14 protein-coding genes and 21 tRNA genes are annotated in these 15,810 nt (G+C 58.3%); 3 read left to right on the plus strand and 32 right to left on the minus strand.

Annotated elements, in window-relative coordinates:
- Positions 1 to 28 precede the first annotated feature (28 nt).
- The 4 genes from F6X40_RS27175 to F6X40_RS27190 all read right to left on the minus strand — a co-directional run bounded on the left by F6X40_RS27175 (position 29) and on the right by F6X40_RS27190 (position 2,715).
- Positions 29 to 721: a hypothetical protein gene (locus F6X40_RS27175; RefSeq protein WP_187629927.1), complete on the minus strand. Its 693-nt coding sequence runs from the start codon at positions 719 to 721 to the stop codon at positions 29 to 31.
- 197 nt (positions 722 to 918) lie between these two features.
- Entirely contained in the window at positions 919 to 1,392 is a 474-nt protein-coding gene (locus F6X40_RS27180) for a hypothetical protein (RefSeq protein WP_187629928.1), read from the minus strand.
- Between the two features lie 30 nt (positions 1,393 to 1,422).
- Positions 1,423 to 1,797: a hypothetical protein gene (locus F6X40_RS27185; protein ID WP_187629929.1), complete on the minus strand. Its 375-nt coding sequence runs from the start codon at positions 1,795 to 1,797 to the stop codon at positions 1,423 to 1,425.
- A 135-nt stretch (positions 1,798 to 1,932) separates the two neighbouring features.
- Positions 1,933 to 2,715, minus strand: a complete 783-nt coding sequence (locus tag F6X40_RS27190; protein ID WP_187629930.1) for a hypothetical protein — start codon at positions 2,713 to 2,715, stop codon at positions 1,933 to 1,935.
- Positions 2,716 to 3,363: 648 nt separating this feature from the next.
- Here F6X40_RS27190 and F6X40_RS27195 point away from each other — a divergent pair.
- From F6X40_RS27195 to F6X40_RS27205, 3 genes are all read left to right on the plus strand, one after another.
- Positions 3,364 to 3,585 (plus strand): hypothetical protein, encoded by a 222-nt coding sequence (locus F6X40_RS27195; protein WP_187629931.1) that lies wholly within the window; start codon positions 3,364 to 3,366, stop codon positions 3,583 to 3,585.
- Positions 3,586 to 3,677: 92 nt separating this feature from the next.
- A complete protein-coding gene (locus F6X40_RS27200; protein ID WP_187629932.1) occupies positions 3,678 to 3,965 on the plus strand; it encodes a hypothetical protein in 288 nt (95 codons plus the stop codon).
- 83 nt (positions 3,966 to 4,048) lie between these two features.
- Positions 4,049 to 4,987, plus strand: coding sequence for a cation diffusion facilitator family transporter (locus F6X40_RS27205; RefSeq protein ID WP_187629990.1), 939 nt, complete (start codon positions 4,049 to 4,051; stop codon positions 4,985 to 4,987).
- 913 nt (positions 4,988 to 5,900) lie between these two features.
- Here the strand turns inward: F6X40_RS27205 and F6X40_RS27210 are convergent.
- The 28 genes from F6X40_RS27210 to F6X40_RS27345 form a co-directional block, all read right to left on the minus strand.
- Entirely contained in the window at positions 5,901 to 6,653 is a 753-nt protein-coding gene (locus F6X40_RS27210; protein ID WP_187629933.1) for a hypothetical protein, read from the minus strand.
- Positions 6,654 to 6,722: 69 nt separating this feature from the next.
- On the minus strand, positions 6,723 to 7,097 hold the full coding sequence (locus F6X40_RS27215; RefSeq protein WP_187629934.1) for a hypothetical protein: 375 nt from the start codon (positions 7,095 to 7,097) through the stop codon (positions 6,723 to 6,725).
- A gap of 588 nt (positions 7,098 to 7,685) precedes the next feature.
- Positions 7,686 to 8,249 carry an HNH endonuclease gene (locus tag F6X40_RS27220; protein WP_187629935.1) on the minus strand — a complete coding sequence of 188 codons (564 nt, stop codon included), beginning with the start codon at positions 8,247 to 8,249 and terminating at the stop codon, positions 7,686 to 7,688.
- Between the two features lie 286 nt (positions 8,250 to 8,535).
- Positions 8,536 to 9,228, minus strand: coding sequence for a group I intron-associated PD-(D/E)XK endonuclease (locus F6X40_RS27225; protein WP_187629936.1), 693 nt, complete (start codon positions 9,226 to 9,228; stop codon positions 8,536 to 8,538).
- Between the two features lie 58 nt (positions 9,229 to 9,286).
- A tRNA-Ser gene (locus tag F6X40_RS27230) sits at positions 9,287 to 9,378 on the minus strand.
- A 55-nt stretch (positions 9,379 to 9,433) separates the two neighbouring features.
- A tRNA-Cys gene (locus F6X40_RS27235) sits at positions 9,434 to 9,522 on the minus strand.
- A gap of 7 nt (positions 9,523 to 9,529) precedes the next feature.
- The gene (locus tag F6X40_RS27240) at positions 9,530 to 9,952 is read right to left on the minus strand and encodes a hypothetical protein (RefSeq protein WP_187629937.1); all 423 of its coding nucleotides are present in this window, start codon (positions 9,950 to 9,952) and stop codon (positions 9,530 to 9,532) included.
- A 79-nt stretch (positions 9,953 to 10,031) separates the two neighbouring features.
- Positions 10,032 to 10,114, minus strand: a tRNA-Leu gene (locus F6X40_RS27245).
- Positions 10,115 to 10,230: 116 nt separating this feature from the next.
- Positions 10,231 to 10,307 (minus strand) — tRNA-Pro (locus F6X40_RS27250).
- A 161-nt stretch (positions 10,308 to 10,468) separates the two neighbouring features.
- Positions 10,469 to 10,544: transfer RNA gene (locus F6X40_RS27255), tRNA-Lys, on the minus strand.
- 331 nt (positions 10,545 to 10,875) lie between these two features.
- A tRNA-Trp gene (locus F6X40_RS27260) sits at positions 10,876 to 10,951 on the minus strand.
- Positions 10,952 to 11,094: 143 nt separating this feature from the next.
- A tRNA-Thr gene (locus F6X40_RS27265) sits at positions 11,095 to 11,169 on the minus strand.
- 5 nt (positions 11,170 to 11,174) lie between these two features.
- A tRNA-Gln gene (locus F6X40_RS27270) sits at positions 11,175 to 11,249 on the minus strand.
- Positions 11,250 to 11,543: 294 nt separating this feature from the next.
- Positions 11,544 to 11,620 (minus strand) — tRNA-Pro (locus F6X40_RS27275).
- Between the two features lie 521 nt (positions 11,621 to 12,141).
- A tRNA-Lys gene (locus F6X40_RS27280) sits at positions 12,142 to 12,230 on the minus strand.
- 109 nt (positions 12,231 to 12,339) lie between these two features.
- Positions 12,340 to 12,417 (minus strand) — tRNA-Asn (locus tag F6X40_RS27285).
- Positions 12,418 to 12,441: 24 nt separating this feature from the next.
- Positions 12,442 to 12,518 (minus strand) — tRNA-Phe (locus F6X40_RS27290).
- Positions 12,519 to 12,536: 18 nt separating this feature from the next.
- A tRNA-Leu gene (locus F6X40_RS27295) sits at positions 12,537 to 12,625 on the minus strand.
- A 23-nt stretch (positions 12,626 to 12,648) separates the two neighbouring features.
- Positions 12,649 to 12,721 (minus strand) — tRNA-His (locus F6X40_RS27300).
- Positions 12,722 to 12,926: 205 nt separating this feature from the next.
- Positions 12,927 to 13,002 (minus strand) — tRNA-Gly (locus tag F6X40_RS27305).
- A 191-nt stretch (positions 13,003 to 13,193) separates the two neighbouring features.
- Positions 13,194 to 13,270 (minus strand) — tRNA-Ile (locus F6X40_RS27310).
- 351 nt (positions 13,271 to 13,621) lie between these two features.
- Positions 13,622 to 13,699, minus strand: a tRNA-Gln gene (locus F6X40_RS27315).
- Positions 13,700 to 13,735: 36 nt separating this feature from the next.
- A tRNA-Tyr gene (locus tag F6X40_RS27320) sits at positions 13,736 to 13,824 on the minus strand.
- A 22-nt stretch (positions 13,825 to 13,846) separates the two neighbouring features.
- Positions 13,847 to 13,935: transfer RNA gene (locus tag F6X40_RS27325), tRNA-Ser, on the minus strand.
- Positions 13,936 to 14,029: 94 nt separating this feature from the next.
- Positions 14,030 to 14,103 (minus strand) — tRNA-Gly (locus F6X40_RS27330).
- 102 nt (positions 14,104 to 14,205) lie between these two features.
- Positions 14,206 to 14,282: transfer RNA gene (locus F6X40_RS27335), tRNA-Gly, on the minus strand.
- Between the two features lie 581 nt (positions 14,283 to 14,863).
- Entirely contained in the window at positions 14,864 to 15,040 is a 177-nt protein-coding gene (locus F6X40_RS27340) for a hypothetical protein (protein ID WP_187629938.1), read from the minus strand.
- Between the two features lie 280 nt (positions 15,041 to 15,320).
- Positions 15,321 to 15,689, minus strand: a complete 369-nt coding sequence (locus F6X40_RS27345; RefSeq protein ID WP_187629939.1) for a hypothetical protein — start codon at positions 15,687 to 15,689, stop codon at positions 15,321 to 15,323.
- Positions 15,690 to 15,810: the final 121 nt, after the last annotated feature.

Genomic DNA, 15,810 nt, shown 5'->3' on the forward strand with positions numbered 1-15,810 from the left:
GCCGGACTAGCCGGCCCGCGATGCAAGGTTACTTGGAGGCGGACTCGTACTTGTCGGTCCACGGGAGGTCGCCGATTGCCGGCTGACCTTCCACATGAGTGACCTTCGCATGAGTGGCTTGCTCGACGGAGCGAACGGTATCCACAATGGTCTTGTTGACCCACTGCTCCGGCGTACCTGCAATGCCATAGGCGATATCGCGGGTAAAGCCCATCACGCCACCTTCCGCCTTGATGAAGTCGGCGTACATGTCCAGCTGATAGCCGCCGGCATACTGGTAGAGGCAGACATACAGGTCGAGGCGGTTGGAGCCGGTGATGTCGCGAACCGCCTTGGCTGTCCAGACCGCGCCGTCGCACTTCGCCTGCTTCAGGCCGCGCATGCCCGCGTTATTCTGTGAAAGTGCGAGCATGGCGCCCATGCCGGTGCCCTTGAACGCGTCAGCGACGTCGACCACGTCGAAGCGGCCCGGCGTTTTCGGCAAGGTCTTCGATGCGTGCAGGTTCAGCGGGCGGTCCGTGGACACCGCATTGGTGTTGCGCGTGAGGCCGTCGGTCGCCGCCTTGATGACGGTGTCGACACTTGCAGCGCCGCGCGCGTCGAAAATATGATACATCTCGGTCGTCTCGCGGCGTTCGGCGAGATAGCTGTTCATGCCGCCACAACCAGTGAGGGCGAGCGTTGACAAGGCAACGGCAGCAAGCAGTGCTTTCTTCATCATGACGGATTGGCCTCTTTCGCGGTATGCGATTATGTTTGACAACTTTTCTTAACGTGATGAGCGCCCCATGGCGCCGCAACCCCCCGGCCCAGCATGCTGCGCGATAAGCGAAGGGGCTGCCGAATAATTATACAGGGCCGCTTTACAAAAGCAACAATTGCATTTTACAAATCGGCAGCGAAGCCCCTTCTCGGCGGTCAGTTGGCAACCGCATCCAGACCGTGCAGGGCACGGCAGGCATTCGCATAAGCATGTTGCCGGCCTTCGTCGTGCAATCTCCGGAATAGGTCGAGGTCGTGGATGAGGAACTGGCGACCTTGCGCAAGCACCGCGTCTCGATAGGCTGCGCCCCCTGTCGTCACTTTAAGGAGTTCAAGCATTGCATCACAATGGGAGCCTTGAAGATGTCGGCTGGTATCGCGGTATTCGACGAGTGTGGCCATGAAGAGCACGGTCAGCAAAAGGCCTATAAGCACCGCTGTCAGCGCTATCCAGCCCTGCACTTCGCCCAAAACAGCGAGCCTCCAAAGCGCTGCCCAGATGCCGCTGGCCGGGATAAAGAATCCCGTGGCAGCCCCAATGCAAAGCTTGCGTTTTTGCTTGCGGACAAGCGCCTGTATCTCACCGAGCGTAAGCGGCGTCGGTTCGTTTATGTCAGTGATTTTCATCATCAAGCTCCGCTAGGTTGGGGTTCGGTGTTGTTAGGTCGCGCTGGCGGCGCTCGCCAGTCGGATGAGCTTGCGTAGCAGTGCGCCGTCGCTGCGACTGACGACGACACGCTCGGAGTTTTCAAAGAATGACGCGAGTTCGGCGGCGCGGCTGACGTCTTCTGGCCGCAGCTCGCCGGCGGGTAGCACATAAGGCAGCCCATCCTGCACAAGGTGGCCGAGTGCGCTTGCGAGCATATCCCGCATGAATTCAGCCTCGTCGGCTGTCTCGACGTATTGCGGTGTGACGCAAAACTGTTGAACACCCACGCGCAGCCATACGGTTCGGGCGTGGGGAGCGGCTTCCACCCGTTGTCGACGGACTTCCGTGTGCTCTTCCTTGATATATTCGACGAGCGCTTCTGTCATTTCGTTGATTCCTCGATTCAAAGACTGTCTGATGTCACTCGGCGCCAGGGCGCGAATGCGGAGGGGGCGGCCCCCCTGAAGCGGCGCGCACACGGGAATGGGATTTGTATCGTGCCCACATATGGCGATTTATCCTCAGGTGGCTTGCGGCAGCGCTACCGCGATTTCGCGGGCGACCGTTGCAAGGCGCTTGTTGCCATTGCCGTGCTCGAAAAAGTCTCGATAAACGACGAAGCAGAAAATTGGGTACACAAGCATCACCACGGGTCCGAGCGGAGGGACGAAATAGCCTATGATGAGAACGACCAGAGACCCCTGGACGAGGAAGGAAGTTGCTGCCGGGTTCTTGCGGTAAGCCCGAAAGGACAGGCTATGAATCAGGCGACGCTCGCTCAGCCCGTGATTAGTGGCCAAGCCTAGAAAGAAAGTGCCGCCGCAGGCATACAACCACGCAGCTGCGTAGCCTTCACAGCCGAGCGGAGACTGGCTTGCTACAAGCCAGGACGACCAACTTGCGAAATCGAATTGTTCCAGCTCACCCAGCATTGTTCGACCGGCTGCGTGCAATTGGATGAGGTGAATCGCTACCGAGACGAGTGAAATGCCGCAGGCAATCCGGCTTACTCCCTTTGCGCAAGCCAGGGTACGCGGCCCCGCATGGCGCCAAGCCGCCCGCAGGTCGGCAAGGCCAGCTCGCCGGTCAGCCACCACCTGTGCAAGGTGGAACACAACAAAGGCCTGAAACATACCGACAATCGCCATCCCGAAGCCGAAAATCGGGAAGAGCACGAAGTCGAGGCCGGCAAACGCAATGGCAAGCCCCAGCCAGAGGTCCGACGCGCGTCGTAGGATTTCCAGCGTCTCTTTTCCCCACCTCTTCTTGAAGTCGGGGGCGATTTCACGCGGTTCAATGAGCATCTTTGTCGTCCTCTGGTTCCTTCCCAATCTTTCATCCCGCCGGACGTAACAACGCCAAGGGAGACGGCCTCGGCCACGGAGGTTTTGCAAATTAGGCTGTAAAGCGCGGTATTGTAAAGTACCCGCGCAAGGTAGCCAAGCGCTAACGAACGGAAGTGCTTTGTAAAGGGTGAGAAGTTCCCGACCCTCTGTCCGCAGTCGGCGTCAATCAGAATCTCCTTGAGCTCGGAAGGGAGAAGCGGTGCGGCGACGCTGCCGAAACGCGCGGCGGCGGCCGCGCGCAGCACAAGCGCTCGTTGTCGTGGAGGGCAGCGCCCCCGATGCACGCCTGTTTAAGCCGGTTGGCGTGGAACTGTCCACGCACATCCCGAAGCCAGAACCGCTGTCACGAACAGTGACACTCCGCGTTCGGGTTCGTCCTTCGTCATCGCGTCGAAACTTGTACATTGCACAATGAGACTGTGCGTTCGACAGTCCGTCTAATGCCGGAAAGGCGTGCCAGACGCTATGCGCACGCGGTCGTCGAGCTGTTCAAGTTCGACCGCGTGAACCAGAACGGAAGAATCGCGGTTTCTGTGCAGCTCGCTGAAATTCGTTGGACTTGTTGTTACAATGCGTCTGCGAAATTAACCGTCAACGAGGACAGCCTTGAAGCTCCCGACTATGACGAAGGTGTCCGAGTCGAAAGCCTGCACAAAGTGGACGGTGCAGTTTCCCTCCACCCTACGCACGCAGGGCGGCACCTACCATGCGACTACCTACCCGGCCAGCGACCTCGTCTTTGTGGAAACGGCCGTAAAGCGCCGTCCCGTTCGTGGCGTGCGGGTAGTAGCGGCGATACGCGCGGCGCTGGCGGCAATCAAAGCATGAAGGTCGCTGGCGTGTTTCAGCACCGGTATCTGCACCAACCGGCCCGCCAGTCGTCGGCAGCTGCATGGATTTAGAATTCGGACGGTACATTAATGGCTGATTCGTTGACCGGCACCTGCTTCGTGCCGGCGGACGTGCCTTTGCAGGAAGCAGTACGCAGGGCGTTGAAACATTTTCAAAACGACAACATCGTAGCGGCCCTCGCAGGTGGTTCGCCGTGGATGAAGCGGACCTTTCAGTTGAGCTATCAAGGTGAGCAGGTTCCCGTCTCTCTTGAGGACAGCGTCGGAACGCTTGAAGCGCGGGTTCGCGCCTACCTACCTCAGGGGACGGAGTGGTTCGAGGATAAGCGGCGACCTGACGAGGTGGAATTTGGCTGACGGGATGGCTGGGCATGCACTTTCGTGTTTTGCGTGCAGAACCGCCATTCGCTAGACTATGTCCTTCCACTCCTCCTCGCACGATGTCGCAATCACTTGATGGTGGCCCTAGACGGGCGGTACAGACCGCCCTCGCAGCAAATCTCGGCATAGCGCTCGCCAAATGCACTGCTGCTGCCTTCACCATGAGCGGCACACTCTTAGCCGAAAGCTTGCACAGTTTCTGCGACTGCGCCAACCAGCTGCTCCTGCTCACGGGAATGCGTCATTCGCAGGCGCCGGCCACCGATAAACATCCAATGGGCGCTGGTAAGGCGATTTATTTCTACGCCGCGCTGGTAGCCATCTTCCTGTTCTTTGGCGGCGGCCTTTTCAGCGTCTTTACCGCCTATCAACACTTCCTGAATCCAACAGCGCTCGAACACGGCGGTCTGTCCCTCGCGGTGCTTGTGGTCGCGGCTCTTCTGGAAGGCTATTCCCTATCGAGTGCTCTGCGCGGACTGAAGAAAGAGCGCGGCAAACGGACCCTGTACCAGTGGTTCAGGGAAAGTCGCTCGAGCGAACTCCTCATTGTCACAGGAGAGGACATCGGTGCTCTGGTGGGGCTTGGTATCGCCGTGGTTGCCCTGTTGCTGACAATCGTTACGGGCAATCCACTGTTCGATGCCGCCGGTGCACTATGCGTTGGCCTCCTGCTGATGGGAATTTCGAGCCTTCTGCTTAGAGAGATACGCGACCTGATTATCGGCGAGTCGGCTTCTGCGGAAACGCGCAAGGCGCTCGCGGACTTTCTCGCCCACCAGGACGAAGTGAAGGAGGTCGTGCGTGTCACAACGCTGCAGTGGGGCCGCGAAATCGCCGTGACTGTAAAAGCCGAGATGCATGAGAGGTCTTCCGCGAGCCTGCTTATCGCAGCCGTTGACGCGCTTGAGCGTCGATTGCGTGCGCAGTTTCCGGCAGTGCGCTGGGTGTCAGTCCAGCCGGGTCATGCCCAGGGCATCCCGCCGAGCGCGAAGCGGTAAAACCGGGTATCCGTCGGAGGCCCGCAAAACCGGGTTCCTAATTCAACCTATGCCCGAATCCCCTGAAGGCCACAAGCCGACCGGAAGGTCGGCCCAGACGGCGCCTATGCCGGCGAGTGGTTTATCCGAAGCCTTGCCTTGTTGAGGTGGTGTTCAAATTTCTCGAGCGCTATGACCAGCTTCGAAAAATCTGTCCTTGAGGCGCGCGGCAATTGCGCCGCGACTACAAGGCCCCCGACCTGCACCGACACCGCTCTGATGTGACGTTGTAGTCGCTCGCTGAGGGCGCTCGCCTGCGTCAGGTTAGCTTGCAACCGTTGCGCTTCGCGAGTTCGTGCGTCAGTCAGCCCCGAATTTGGACGTCTGCCCGGTTGGAGCCGACATTCCTTGGGGAAAGGCGCGGCCGGCTTTTCGTCGGTTATCCGCTTTAGAACCGCGCTTGGCAGCGTCGCAGCGCTTTGCGGTCGACTGAACCAACCACGACGCAGACCAAGGTTCGTTTCGAGACCGAAAGCCAGCTCGTCGCTAAACGGCCGTTCAAGCGCCAGAATCAGTGTAATGTGACTCGCGGAAAGGCCCGCCATTCGGGCGAGTTTTGCCTTGTTTCCTGGCGTGTCCGTGAGTAACGCCAGATTTGTGCTGCGAGTAGCGCGAAGCGCTGAGTCCGTCGCCATAAGCTTGTGCCCCTTCCTTCCCTTTGCTTGTGCTGTGTTTTGCTGTTTTGTGCAGCCGCAATTGGATTTTATACGAAACCGGCGAGACGCTCTGGCGTGCCACCTTGCCCTTGCGGGAAACGAATGCAGGTTAGGCGCGGGTGCTAGAGCCGTCCGGCTTATTGCGGGAGGGCGGTCGAAAAAAAAATCCCGCCAAGGCAGACCTTGACGGGATTTGGGAATCAAGCAAACGTATGGACCTACAAGCTAAGGGTCGCGGTGCCGACTGTTCGAACGTGCCACTGGCATCGGCTTTCGTACTCCGCTCGGTCGGCAAACGCCTGTCCGTTCTTCTCGAAATAGGCCTCGGACATCTGGGCCATCTTTTGGTGAACGGCCTTCTCCGCCTCCTCGCTGGGTCCCTCTGCCGCTGTCAGCACCAGTTCAACGCTGTCGTTCATGCTGATGACGTACGCCGCACTGCCTTCCGATGTACGACTCAAAGACGCCGGCGGCGCATCACCCGTCGGCGTCACGGCGCGGAAATGCACGCCATCGCCGCCCTCGGGCTGGTGCTCCCACGCACGCGTGTGCGCGACGACCTTGTAAAGGTCCCACACCCGCTTGACGCTCCCGTGCACGTGCTCGGAGTGAATGCCATATGACGCGTTCGGGCTATGGCCGGTGAACAGTCGCTTCATGTCATCAACCTTCGCCTGAAGGACTTCGACGCGCTCATACCGCTCGTCGTTGCTCTCCGGGATGCCCGCTCGCACAACCACGTCCATGCGGACAAGGTCGACGAGCATGTCGAGTTGACCGAGGCCAACGCGCGCGTACAGTTCGAACGCTTTTTTGGCGTCTTCCAGTTGCTGCTCGTTCAGCTCGAGGCGATAGCGCTTCGGTTCGTCGGAGACTTGAACCGGAGCTGCGCTCGCCGCCATCTGGTGTGTCACCGCGATAGCGTCACGCCATCCGTTAAGTGCTGCCTGCGACTTCTGTTTGTCCACCATAGGGGTTTCCTGTTTTTTTGGCTGCGAAGACGCAGAACGCGCGGTGCGTACGTCGTCTTCTTCGCGGGTTTAGTCGGCGTTTGGGGTGACCGGCCTGAACAGCAGGTTGTCGCTCCCGTCTCGTAGTTCGAGAATGGTGACCTCATCGACATTCTCGACGGCGAGCTTGCCGTCATTTGCATCGATGCAGTTTTCGACCAGACCGGCCGCGACCTTCTTGAGCCATTCTCCCTGCAGCGGCATCGGCCTGCGGCCGTTCATGGACTGCGCAATGGTCACGATGTAGGAAAGCTTTACTTCCACCGTCATGAGCAGGTCAGCGTTCGTGTCCGGGACGCTTGCGTCGGCCTTGCATTGCGGCTGCATTGTCCGGGGGAGTGCCTCGATAGCTTTCAACGCCTGTCCGAGCGTTTGCTGGCCTTCTACGGGTTTCTTTTGCTTCATGTTATGTCCTCATTCTTCACGGTAAAGCGAGTATAGCCAGCGCCCACGGCTACACAGTCCAAGGCTCGCTGAAGCCGGCCGCGTTCCCGCTTCGGTATGGTGAATTCAGTTGCAGGAAAACCTCTCTCAAAGCCCTTTACGAGCCTTGATGCTCAACGGACGCGTTCCAGTAACGAGGCCATTTACAAAAGCTTTACCATTCAAGACCTGCCGCTCGGCAATGCACTTACGATTATCGCACGGCGGTGCTTCGGTTAGAAGGTCTGGAATTCGTTGTGCGCAAAGCGCTGCCAGTCCGGGTTCTCAAAAGACGGTGACGGTGCCGCGCGTTAGGCGAGGCGTCCGGCGTGGTTGACGCCGGCGAAGCCGAGGAGTTCGCCTCCGAAACGGAATTGCGATACCTTCGCGAGAAGGCGCTGCCGCTGGTTGGCTGTTTGCTCGCAGGCGAACGGCTATCCACAGCTTCGAATCGCGACTGATTGTGCTGACACAGTAGCGTCACGGTAGCCCGATACAAACGACAAAACCCCGGTCAGCGTGAGCTGCCGGGGTTTCATGACAAGCGGTGTCCCGCCGAACCATGCGAACCTAACTGCGCAGGCGGCTATGCTTCGGCACGCGCTGCATCAGGAAGTCCATCTGGTCGCCCAGTATGCGTCGGTTCTTCATGATGAGCCATTCGTAGCGGCCGGGGCTGTACGGCAGGTAGGCAAGCTCCATACGGGCCTGCTCAGGGGTGCGCCCGCCCTTCTTCTGGTTGCAAGCCTTGCACGCCGAGACCAGGTTCGTCCAGACCGTCTCACCGCCTTGGCACTGCGGTCGTACGTGCTCCACCGTCAGCTGCGTCGGCTTGAACTCCTGCACGCAGTACGCGCAGATGCACCGGTCGCGTTTGAAGAGCAGTTCGCGCTCGTACGGGGCGTATGCGAAGTCGCTCACCAGATACTGCTTGGTGTCGACGACGAGGATGGAACCGACTTCCATCACGGACTGCTTGCCGGTGATGGCGTTGGTGCCGCCGCGAAGCACTAGCGCGGTGTCGCCGAAGCTGGTCTGCACGACGCCCCGGCTGATGAGGTTCATGGCCGCCTGCGCGTCAATCCATTTGTCGGCTTGGAAGGCGCGGTCGACGGCCAGAATGAGGTTTTCCATTCTGGTCTCCAATAAGGAAATGGTTGAGAAAGTCTCTTCACAAGAAGCAACGTGTGACGGCGGCGCCGAAAACAGCGCTGCGGAGTTGGTAGCGCAGGTATCCTAAATGACGATTTGCCGGCGGCACCGGAGTCGGACCCGTGGCCGCTTTATCAATCGAATCCGGTTGCGCCGGGCACGCCTAGATTATTTGCAACGGTGTTGGTGCTCGTTTTACCCTTCGGTTGTTCCGCCCTTCAACACCGGTCCCCAAAGCGTTGCGGACCGTCGTTCCCTTGCGAAAAATTCAGTTGGTTTGGACCGAAATTTTTGCCCAGTAGCCTCGACCCAAAAGGGGAATTCCATAGTTGAGGCAGCGTTTTCGTACTGAATTGTCAGATACCCCGAGGCGTTTCGCTATGTCTCGCAACGTATCACGCTTGAGCATTCCTGCTAGTTCGTCTTTGCCGGGCCATTGGATTTTCGTAGGCTGCGCGTACGGCACTTTGGCGGGGCGGGGAGCTCGTCTGAGCCTCGGCATCGGCATCGGCTTGGGCCTACTCGGGTCGCCGCTGGGCCGCTTCGACACCGCTACGGGCGGAAAAGTGCGGAAGTCTTCCCACCAGAAATGCGGGCTCCTAGTCCGGCGTTCGAGCGCGATGTTGATGCCAATCATGTCGGCCGGGACATATAGGACCGCATTCAGCTCGGGAGCGAAAATGGCAGCAACGTCGAAGTCGCCTTCCATGTACTTTCGCCCACGAAGCCCGTTGCTGCGTGGCATGCAGTAGGTTCCGGCCGGAACTCGAATCGCCGAACGACCGGACTGCGACTCACGGTACTTAATCTGTACCTTGTAGAAGCGGCCCTCGTGCAGAGCGACCATGTCGTATGGAAGGTGGTCGCCAGAAAAGGGAAAGAACGCCTGTACGTTTCGAGTCGTCAAATCCTCGACAACCTTGGCGACACCTATCGCGCCTTTTTGATGTGTTATACCCACGGCTTATTTGTAAAGGTATTTTTCGAGAGTACCCATTGTACAGCGCCTTCGCAAAAATTGGCGGAAGAGGAGGGATTCGAACCCCCGGAGCGTCTTTCAACACCCATCCGGTTAGCAACCGGCTCCATTAGGCCTCTCTGGCACTCTTCCATATTCGTCCCGCTGACCGGGCGCTGCTAGCCCGCTAAGTAGCTGTTCAGGTAAATGGAGGACGCGGTCGGATTCGAACCGACGACAGCTTGCGCTTTTACGGGATTTGCAGTCCCGCCCCTTAGGCCTCTCGGGCACGCGTCCATCGAAACTACTGAGCACCTTTGAGCTTTGGCGGTTCTGCAGACGCAGTCGCGCGGGCATCGTCAAGCATTTTGCGATGCTCAGAGATGTACGGCGCGAACAACGGCGCTTTGTCTCGTGCGAGCACTGTTCCTTTGACTGCCGTGGCCGGGACAGGAAATTCGAAGCCGTCGTCGATGACATACCACAGCTCGCCTTCCTTGTACCGCACAAACTGCGCCGTGCCCGCTTCGCTGAGCAGAGCGAGATGCTTGCGGATGTACCGCATAAACAGCATCGCTTTGTCCTGCGCGAGGAAGGCGGCCTCACCAGTGTCCGCAATCGGAACCGGAAATTCAAAACCGTCCTCTGTGACGTACCAGAGTTCAGCGTCCGCGAATCGCACGAACTGAACCTTGCGGCCGTTCGCGACCATATCTTTGATGTTCATTTACTGCTCCATCGGGGTTCAAGCTGCCGTGCGATACGGCTACTCAGGAAAGTGCAAGACATAATCTGCACCGCTTTGGTGGTACCCAGAGTCGGACTCGAACCGACAAGAGCCGGGATTTTGAGTCCCGTAGCTGTACCAATTTGCATAAGCCATCTGGGCAAAGGATGCGCTTAGCTGCGCACCGACAATCTTAGCCAGTGGTCAATCCGAGATGCTCGGCGCTTTTGCGCAGCACATCCGCGATGAACTGTTCCATCGTTTGCTCCTTAAGGTAATGGTCGGGGTGGGCAGATTCGAACTGCCGGCCTCTGCGTCCCGAACGCAGCGCTCTACCAGGCTGAGCTACACCCCGATTGAAAAACTCCCTCCCTACTGCACGCTCTGCTTGATGGGATTCAGCAACCACTCGGCGTGGCGGCCGAAAAACGCCGGCGCGCATGGCAGCGCGAGGAACTACTGGCCACGCGGCCGGAAAGCAAGCGCCGTCGGTCATGTCGGGCAGGCTGGGAGGCGTGGTGGGCGCGGTCAGGCTCGAACTGACGACTTACCGGTTAAGAGCCGGCTACTCTACCAACTGAGTTACGCGCCCGTGTTGTGTTGTCTTGCGTTGTTTCAGTACTGCTTGATGCTGGAGGGGCCGACGGGATTCGAACCCGCCCTACGCGGCTACCGGAGCATTACTTCCGGCGCAGGCTTTGTTGGAAAGCGCGCTTCCCTGCCGACCCCTTAGAGCCGGCCCGGTGCATCCGCGACCATGCCGCCGCCTACCTTACCAGCCACGTACCGTGTTACCGGTACTCGTTTCGCTTTACGAGCGCTGCTTCCAGTCACAGCCTCGGCCCCGGGAGAACGGCGAGTGCGAGAGGATTCCAGCACCCTTTGAAACCAAGATATGCATCTGGCGAAACCGCGAAATAATTTGGCAAGGGACGAGGGCATCGAACCCCCAACCTTGGGTTTTGGAGACCCACGCTCTGCCAATTGAGCTAGTCCCCTGCGAAATTATCTCTCATGCTGCCCTTTACCGCGTGGGGCGCGTGGTCCCTCCCCGCTGTCTCATGTGCTGCTGCTATTCCATGCATCTTCCCCGGTTCCGGCGGCCGTCTGTCGGTGGAGCTCAGCGCCTGACCCGTATGAAATGGAGCCTCAGACGAGATTCGAACTCGTGACCTCTCCCTTACCATGGGAGTGCTCTACCGCTGAGCTACAAAGGCAAAAATGGCAGGGGTTCCAGAATTCGAACCTGGGCATGCTGGAATCAAAGTCCAGTGCCTTACCGCTTGGCGAAACCCCTAAAGAAAGCGCTCTGTGGGCAGTGGTGGTAACCACTGAGCCTTTTAGATACCTGACATCACGGTCAGGTGCAATTAGCTACTCTGCCTGCCTCTGCCCACTACCCACGGAGGACTCTCAAAAGACTGGAGCCGGGATGCAGCTTCGAACTGCACGGGCTACGCCTGGCTGCGCCAAACGTAACTCTTATTGATTCGTACCGTCAGCCATACGGACTCTCCCGGCAAAACAAGTTACTACCCCGCGTGACCTCAACTGTCGCCATGCGGCGTTAGTTGAGGGTTTATGCAAATTATGGTCGGCGTGGTCAGATTTGAACTGACGTTCTCCTGCTCCCGAAGCAGGCGGGTTCCCGGGCTTCCCCACACACCGTGATGCGTAATTGCGACCGCCCCGTAAGCGGGATTCTGTTTTATGCGGTCATTCGACTATGCCTCAACCCGGACGCTCGGCGAGCAGCGTCATCGCGTCCTGTTTGAGTTGCTGCCGGCCGGGTTGCGGTTCGACGGCTTTCGCCTCCCGCATTGCCCGGACTCGTGCTCTGTGCAGTCCCGACTTTCCTCAGGCCGTTGGACCCGCGACTGCTCGGACTGTCGCAAAGGTGATGGGCATTTGCCATATGGGGGCAGTCTCCCGTTCCCACGTACTCGCGTTTTGCACTCGGCACGCGCCGGTAAGCGCGTAAGTGTCGCTCTCTCGGAGTAGACCTCAAGGGCCTTGCACGGAAAGGATGTTGCGGGACTGCCTTCAGATGGCCACGCGAAAAAGGTGGCTTGGCGTTGGGGAAGCGAGTCCCCGACGCTCCTACCCGGCCAATTGGTAGTCGGCCAGAAAAACTTTACGAAAATGCGTTGTACGAAGGAGCCACCTCGCAGCCGCTTTGTAGAACACACTGGTCGGGGCGATGGGACTCGAACCCATAACTCCCGGGGTAAAAGCCCGGTACTCTCGCCTTGCGGCTATCCGATTGAGTTACGCCCCGATGTGTTTTCGTGCTTTGCTGGGTTTTCGCGCCGCGCCGCGTTTTCGTTTGCTCTTCATGAATATCGCCTTGCTTGTGGTTTACGAAATTAGGATTACTGGAGAAGTTATGGCTCCGGGCCAGGGAATCGAACCCCGCTCTATGCGCATTAACAGTGCGCCGCTCACACCTTGCGTGCTCGCCCGGAATCGAAGCAGTGCTTCGTAAAACTTGGTGCCAAGGACTGGAATCGAACCAGTGACACACGGATTTTCAATCCGCTGCTCTACCAAACTGAGCTACCGAGGCAATGAACCTGTTCTGGACTGGTGCGCTCGGACGGACTCGAACCGTCACGCTTTTTAATCAGCACATGGACCTCAACCATGCGTGTCTACCAATTCCACCACGAGCGCAATGTTACCCAGCTACGTTTAGGGGTGGCCTATGGGATTTGAACCCATGACCACGGGAATCACAATCCCGGGCTCTACCAGCTGAGCTAAGGCCACACCTAAACGTGCTGCATACTACTTTGCTGCTGCTTGCTTCGAACGGCGGAATCTCCGTCGGTTGGTGCCGAAGGCGGGCCTCGAATCCGCAAGGACATGCGTCCACCTGACTCTGAAGGCGCGTCTCCCAAATTTCGCCACTTCGGCATCGTGCGTCTTGACAGGAAGCACGGCGGGAAAACGCTGCGTGCAGCCCGGGAAAATATGGAGCGGGAAACGAGTCTCGAACTCGCGACCTCAACCTTGGCAAGGTTGCGCTCTACCAACTGAGCTATTCCCGCGTGGGCCGACGGTTTTAACGAGGGCCGTCGCCTCGTCGGAACTTGGCGGCTGTCATCGCGTCGATTGCCCCTTCCCGGGGCGACCGAATCACGGATTGCAGCCCGTGCCGATGGACCTTACGCCGTTGCTTCCGCACGCCAAGGTCCGTTGCGCAGTCCTGCAAGAGCCGCGCATCGTCCCAGCCGTTGTATGGTAGTCGGACTCGGGGTCGAACCGAGGACCTCCCGCTTATCAAGCGGGTGCTCTGACCAGCTGAGCTATCCGACTATCAGGATTAAACCGGGGCTAAGCTCGGTGAATCGCCAAGCTTGCCCATCCGAACAAAATTGCCTGCCAGGTACTGCTCGAGGACTGTACAAACGCTAGGAAGCACCTCACTAGCGGGCAGTCCCTGCGCCGTCGGGTCAAAGCACAGGCGCACATCGCGCACGCCCCTTGCCCTAAGCGACTGTTCGACTTGGCGAACACGAGTCTCTGTCATCGTCAAGGACCGCGCACTGCGCTGCGTCTTCAGATGCAGCAGTACGCCTTGTTGATTTCTCTGCGTCACAGGAACCTCCAAGCAAGAACCTTCGGTTTAGGAAAGAGCCGTCCGCGACGCGTCGACCGAACAAAAAATGGCAGAGGAGGAAGGACTCGAACCTTCGAAATGCTGGAATCAAAATCCAGTGCCTTAACCAGCTTGGCTACTCCCCCATTAGAAACGTAGGACTACTTATCTACAAAAGCGTTTGGTGGGTCGGGTTAGATTCGAACTAACGCGGCCACGTTGTGACAACAGATTTACAGTCTGCCCCCTTCAGCCTCTCGGGCACCGACCCACAGAACACTCTTGTTAAAATTTGGAGGAAGGTCCGAGATTCGAACTCGGGAGGCCCAGAGGACCTTTCTGCTTTCGAGGCAGACGGTTTCAGCCGCTCACCCAACCTTCCAAGGCAGCCGTGACGCTGGCCATGCGACCTGATAACACGGCATGAAGCCGCCCTGCACAGGTTTCGGGTCAAGGGCCGTCTAGGCCGTTTGATTTGGAGCGGGTGAAGGGAATCGAACCCTCGTCATAAGCTTGGAAGGCTTCTGCTCTACCATTGAGCTACACCCGCGCTAGAAGTGCAAAATGAATGGCGCGCGTGGCATTCATTTCAAAAAGATGGTCCCGGGTACGGGTTCCGGTATTCTGCCCTATCTTGCAGCCGATTTTGACCTGGAGCGGGGGACGAGATTCGAACTCGCGACATCGACCTTGGGAAGGTCGCGCTCCACCGTGCTGAGCTACCCCCGCATCGCCACCAGGCGCCCTTTCTAGGGACGCCCCTGGTTTCGCAGTAGCGCGCCAACGCCGACAACCTGCCCACGCCCTCGGGCGAAAACACGTTAATGTCGATACGCTACTGCGAAAGGGCTTTTGCAAACCCCTTCGGGTTCCGGTCTCCTGCATCATACAGGCTTGACATTAGAAATGCCAGACCGAAACCAATGAAAACCCGCGATTCGTCTTATCTGGTGGTTCATCCCGCCGCTTCCGGCATAAAAGCCGGCGCGGCAAGGAGGGGCACACCACGGCGCCGCACCCTCTAGGCACGACGTGGTTCCGCAGTTGCGACTTTACAAAAGACGCACCAAGCCTCTTCACAGGTTTCCTGCAACCGAATTGTTAAAGATTCCGGCTTGCACCGGTGTCGCCACTGCGACGGGCCTTTGGCCGCGAGGCATAACGCTGCCTCAGGTCGGAACTGGGTTAGTTCAACCGGTGGGGGGCTTTTTGTCTGATTCCGCTGCCACTTGGGCCGCAGATTTTTGAAGGAATCGACTCTTAAGCTGTCCCGCCGGTGCTAACCTGACGGGACTTCGCGAGTCTTTTCGTCAGGAGAGCGTGCTCTTAATCCATCCTTGGCTACCGGTAAGCGGATAACCAGGATTTTTCGAGCAGGAGGCGCTAAACGGCGACGGCTGATAACCGCCCTGTTGCGCAAACGCGCAACCGCCTGCACTGCGCAAATTGCGCAGCGAGACGTTAAGGTGGTGGTTCAGCGTTTTCATGATGATTGCCGTTTGCTTTAAGTAGTCGGTAAGTCTGTTAAAAGGTCCAGATGAGCACTCATTCTAGCAGCGCTTTCCGGCTTGTCAACAACTCTTTTCAAAAGAGTGGATGACGTTGTGAAATCGTATAGCACAATATTTTAAACATCACCCCTACTTTGTGTAGGGGTTTTCGCGTAGCGCGTATTTCGCCGGGGAGAACGGGGAAATACCGCGCGGCCGCAACTTGCCAGGATGGCAGAAAAAGACCCTCGGAGGCGCGAGCCACGAGGGTCTTCAATCAAGCCTTCGCTTTTATCAAGTCATAGAACCAGATGGCATACGTTCGAGCAACGGGACCATAGATGGTTGCGATGCCGACCATTCCTCGGCCATCTGGGTTGTAGCCGTGTTGCATCGCAAGCGGTCGGCAGAACTCGAGAATTTCCTGGTTGGAAACGTGACCGTCGTGTGACAACACATTGATGTACAAACCTTGTTCGGCGTTCATCGGTTTGACGACACGCGGGCCTTCCTCGGCGGTGAAGCGCGGCTTTGCCGGCCGCAGGTCGAGGGTTGTGCCGTCGGGCAGGCTTGCAATCCCTGCGTCGATGGATAGGTGGCCTTGAACAGCCGCGAGTTTGGCCAGAACAGTTTTTGCGTCGAGCATATTAGGAGTTCCTCTTGAGTTGTCGACCAGCTGACGCTGGCTACTGGCAAGTGTAGGGACAGGTATCTGCCGGACATGCCCAAGTCCCGGCGTCGCCACCCTCGCTCTCAAGCTTCGATGG

This window comes from Paraburkholderia sp. UCT31, assembly GCF_014397655.1.
Classification (GTDB): domain Bacteria; phylum Pseudomonadota; class Gammaproteobacteria; order Burkholderiales; family Burkholderiaceae; genus Paraburkholderia; species Paraburkholderia tuberum.

What these genes read in the sequence shown, in the direction of transcription:
- F6X40_RS27190 (WP_187629930.1), bottom strand. Translation starts at nt 2,715, where the DNA reads ATGCTCATTGAACCGCGTGAAATCGCCCCCGACTTCAAGAAGAGGTGG.
- F6X40_RS27185 (WP_187629929.1), bottom strand. Translation starts at nt 1,797, where the DNA reads ATGACAGAAGCGCTCGTCGAATATATCAAGGAAGAGCACACGGAAGTC.
- F6X40_RS27240 (WP_187629937.1), bottom strand. Translation starts at nt 9,952, where the DNA reads ATGAACATCAAAGATATGGTCGCGAACGGCCGCAAGGTTCAGTTCGTG.
- F6X40_RS27215 (WP_187629934.1), bottom strand. Translation starts at nt 7,097, where the DNA reads ATGAAGCAAAAGAAACCCGTAGAAGGCCAGCAAACGCTCGGACAGGCG.
- F6X40_RS27205 (WP_187629990.1), top strand. Translation starts at nt 4,049, where the DNA reads ATGTCGCAATCACTTGATGGTGGCCCTAGACGGGCGGTACAGACCGCC.
- F6X40_RS27340 (WP_187629938.1), bottom strand. Translation starts at nt 15,040, where the DNA reads ATGAAAACGCTGAACCACCACCTTAACGTCTCGCTGCGCAATTTGCGC.
- F6X40_RS27175 (WP_187629927.1), bottom strand. Translation starts at nt 721, where the DNA reads ATGATGAAGAAAGCACTGCTTGCTGCCGTTGCCTTGTCAACGCTCGCC.
- F6X40_RS27180 (WP_187629928.1), bottom strand. Translation starts at nt 1,392, where the DNA reads ATGATGAAAATCACTGACATAAACGAACCGACGCCGCTTACGCTCGGT.
- F6X40_RS27200 (WP_187629932.1), top strand. Translation starts at nt 3,678, where the DNA reads ATGGCTGATTCGTTGACCGGCACCTGCTTCGTGCCGGCGGACGTGCCT.
- F6X40_RS27210 (WP_187629933.1), bottom strand. Translation starts at nt 6,653, where the DNA reads ATGGTGGACAAACAGAAGTCGCAGGCAGCACTTAACGGATGGCGTGAC.
- F6X40_RS27345 (WP_187629939.1), bottom strand. Translation starts at nt 15,689, where the DNA reads ATGCTCGACGCAAAAACTGTTCTGGCCAAACTCGCGGCTGTTCAAGGC.
- F6X40_RS27220 (WP_187629935.1), bottom strand. Translation starts at nt 8,249, where the DNA reads ATGGAAAACCTCATTCTGGCCGTCGACCGCGCCTTCCAAGCCGACAAA.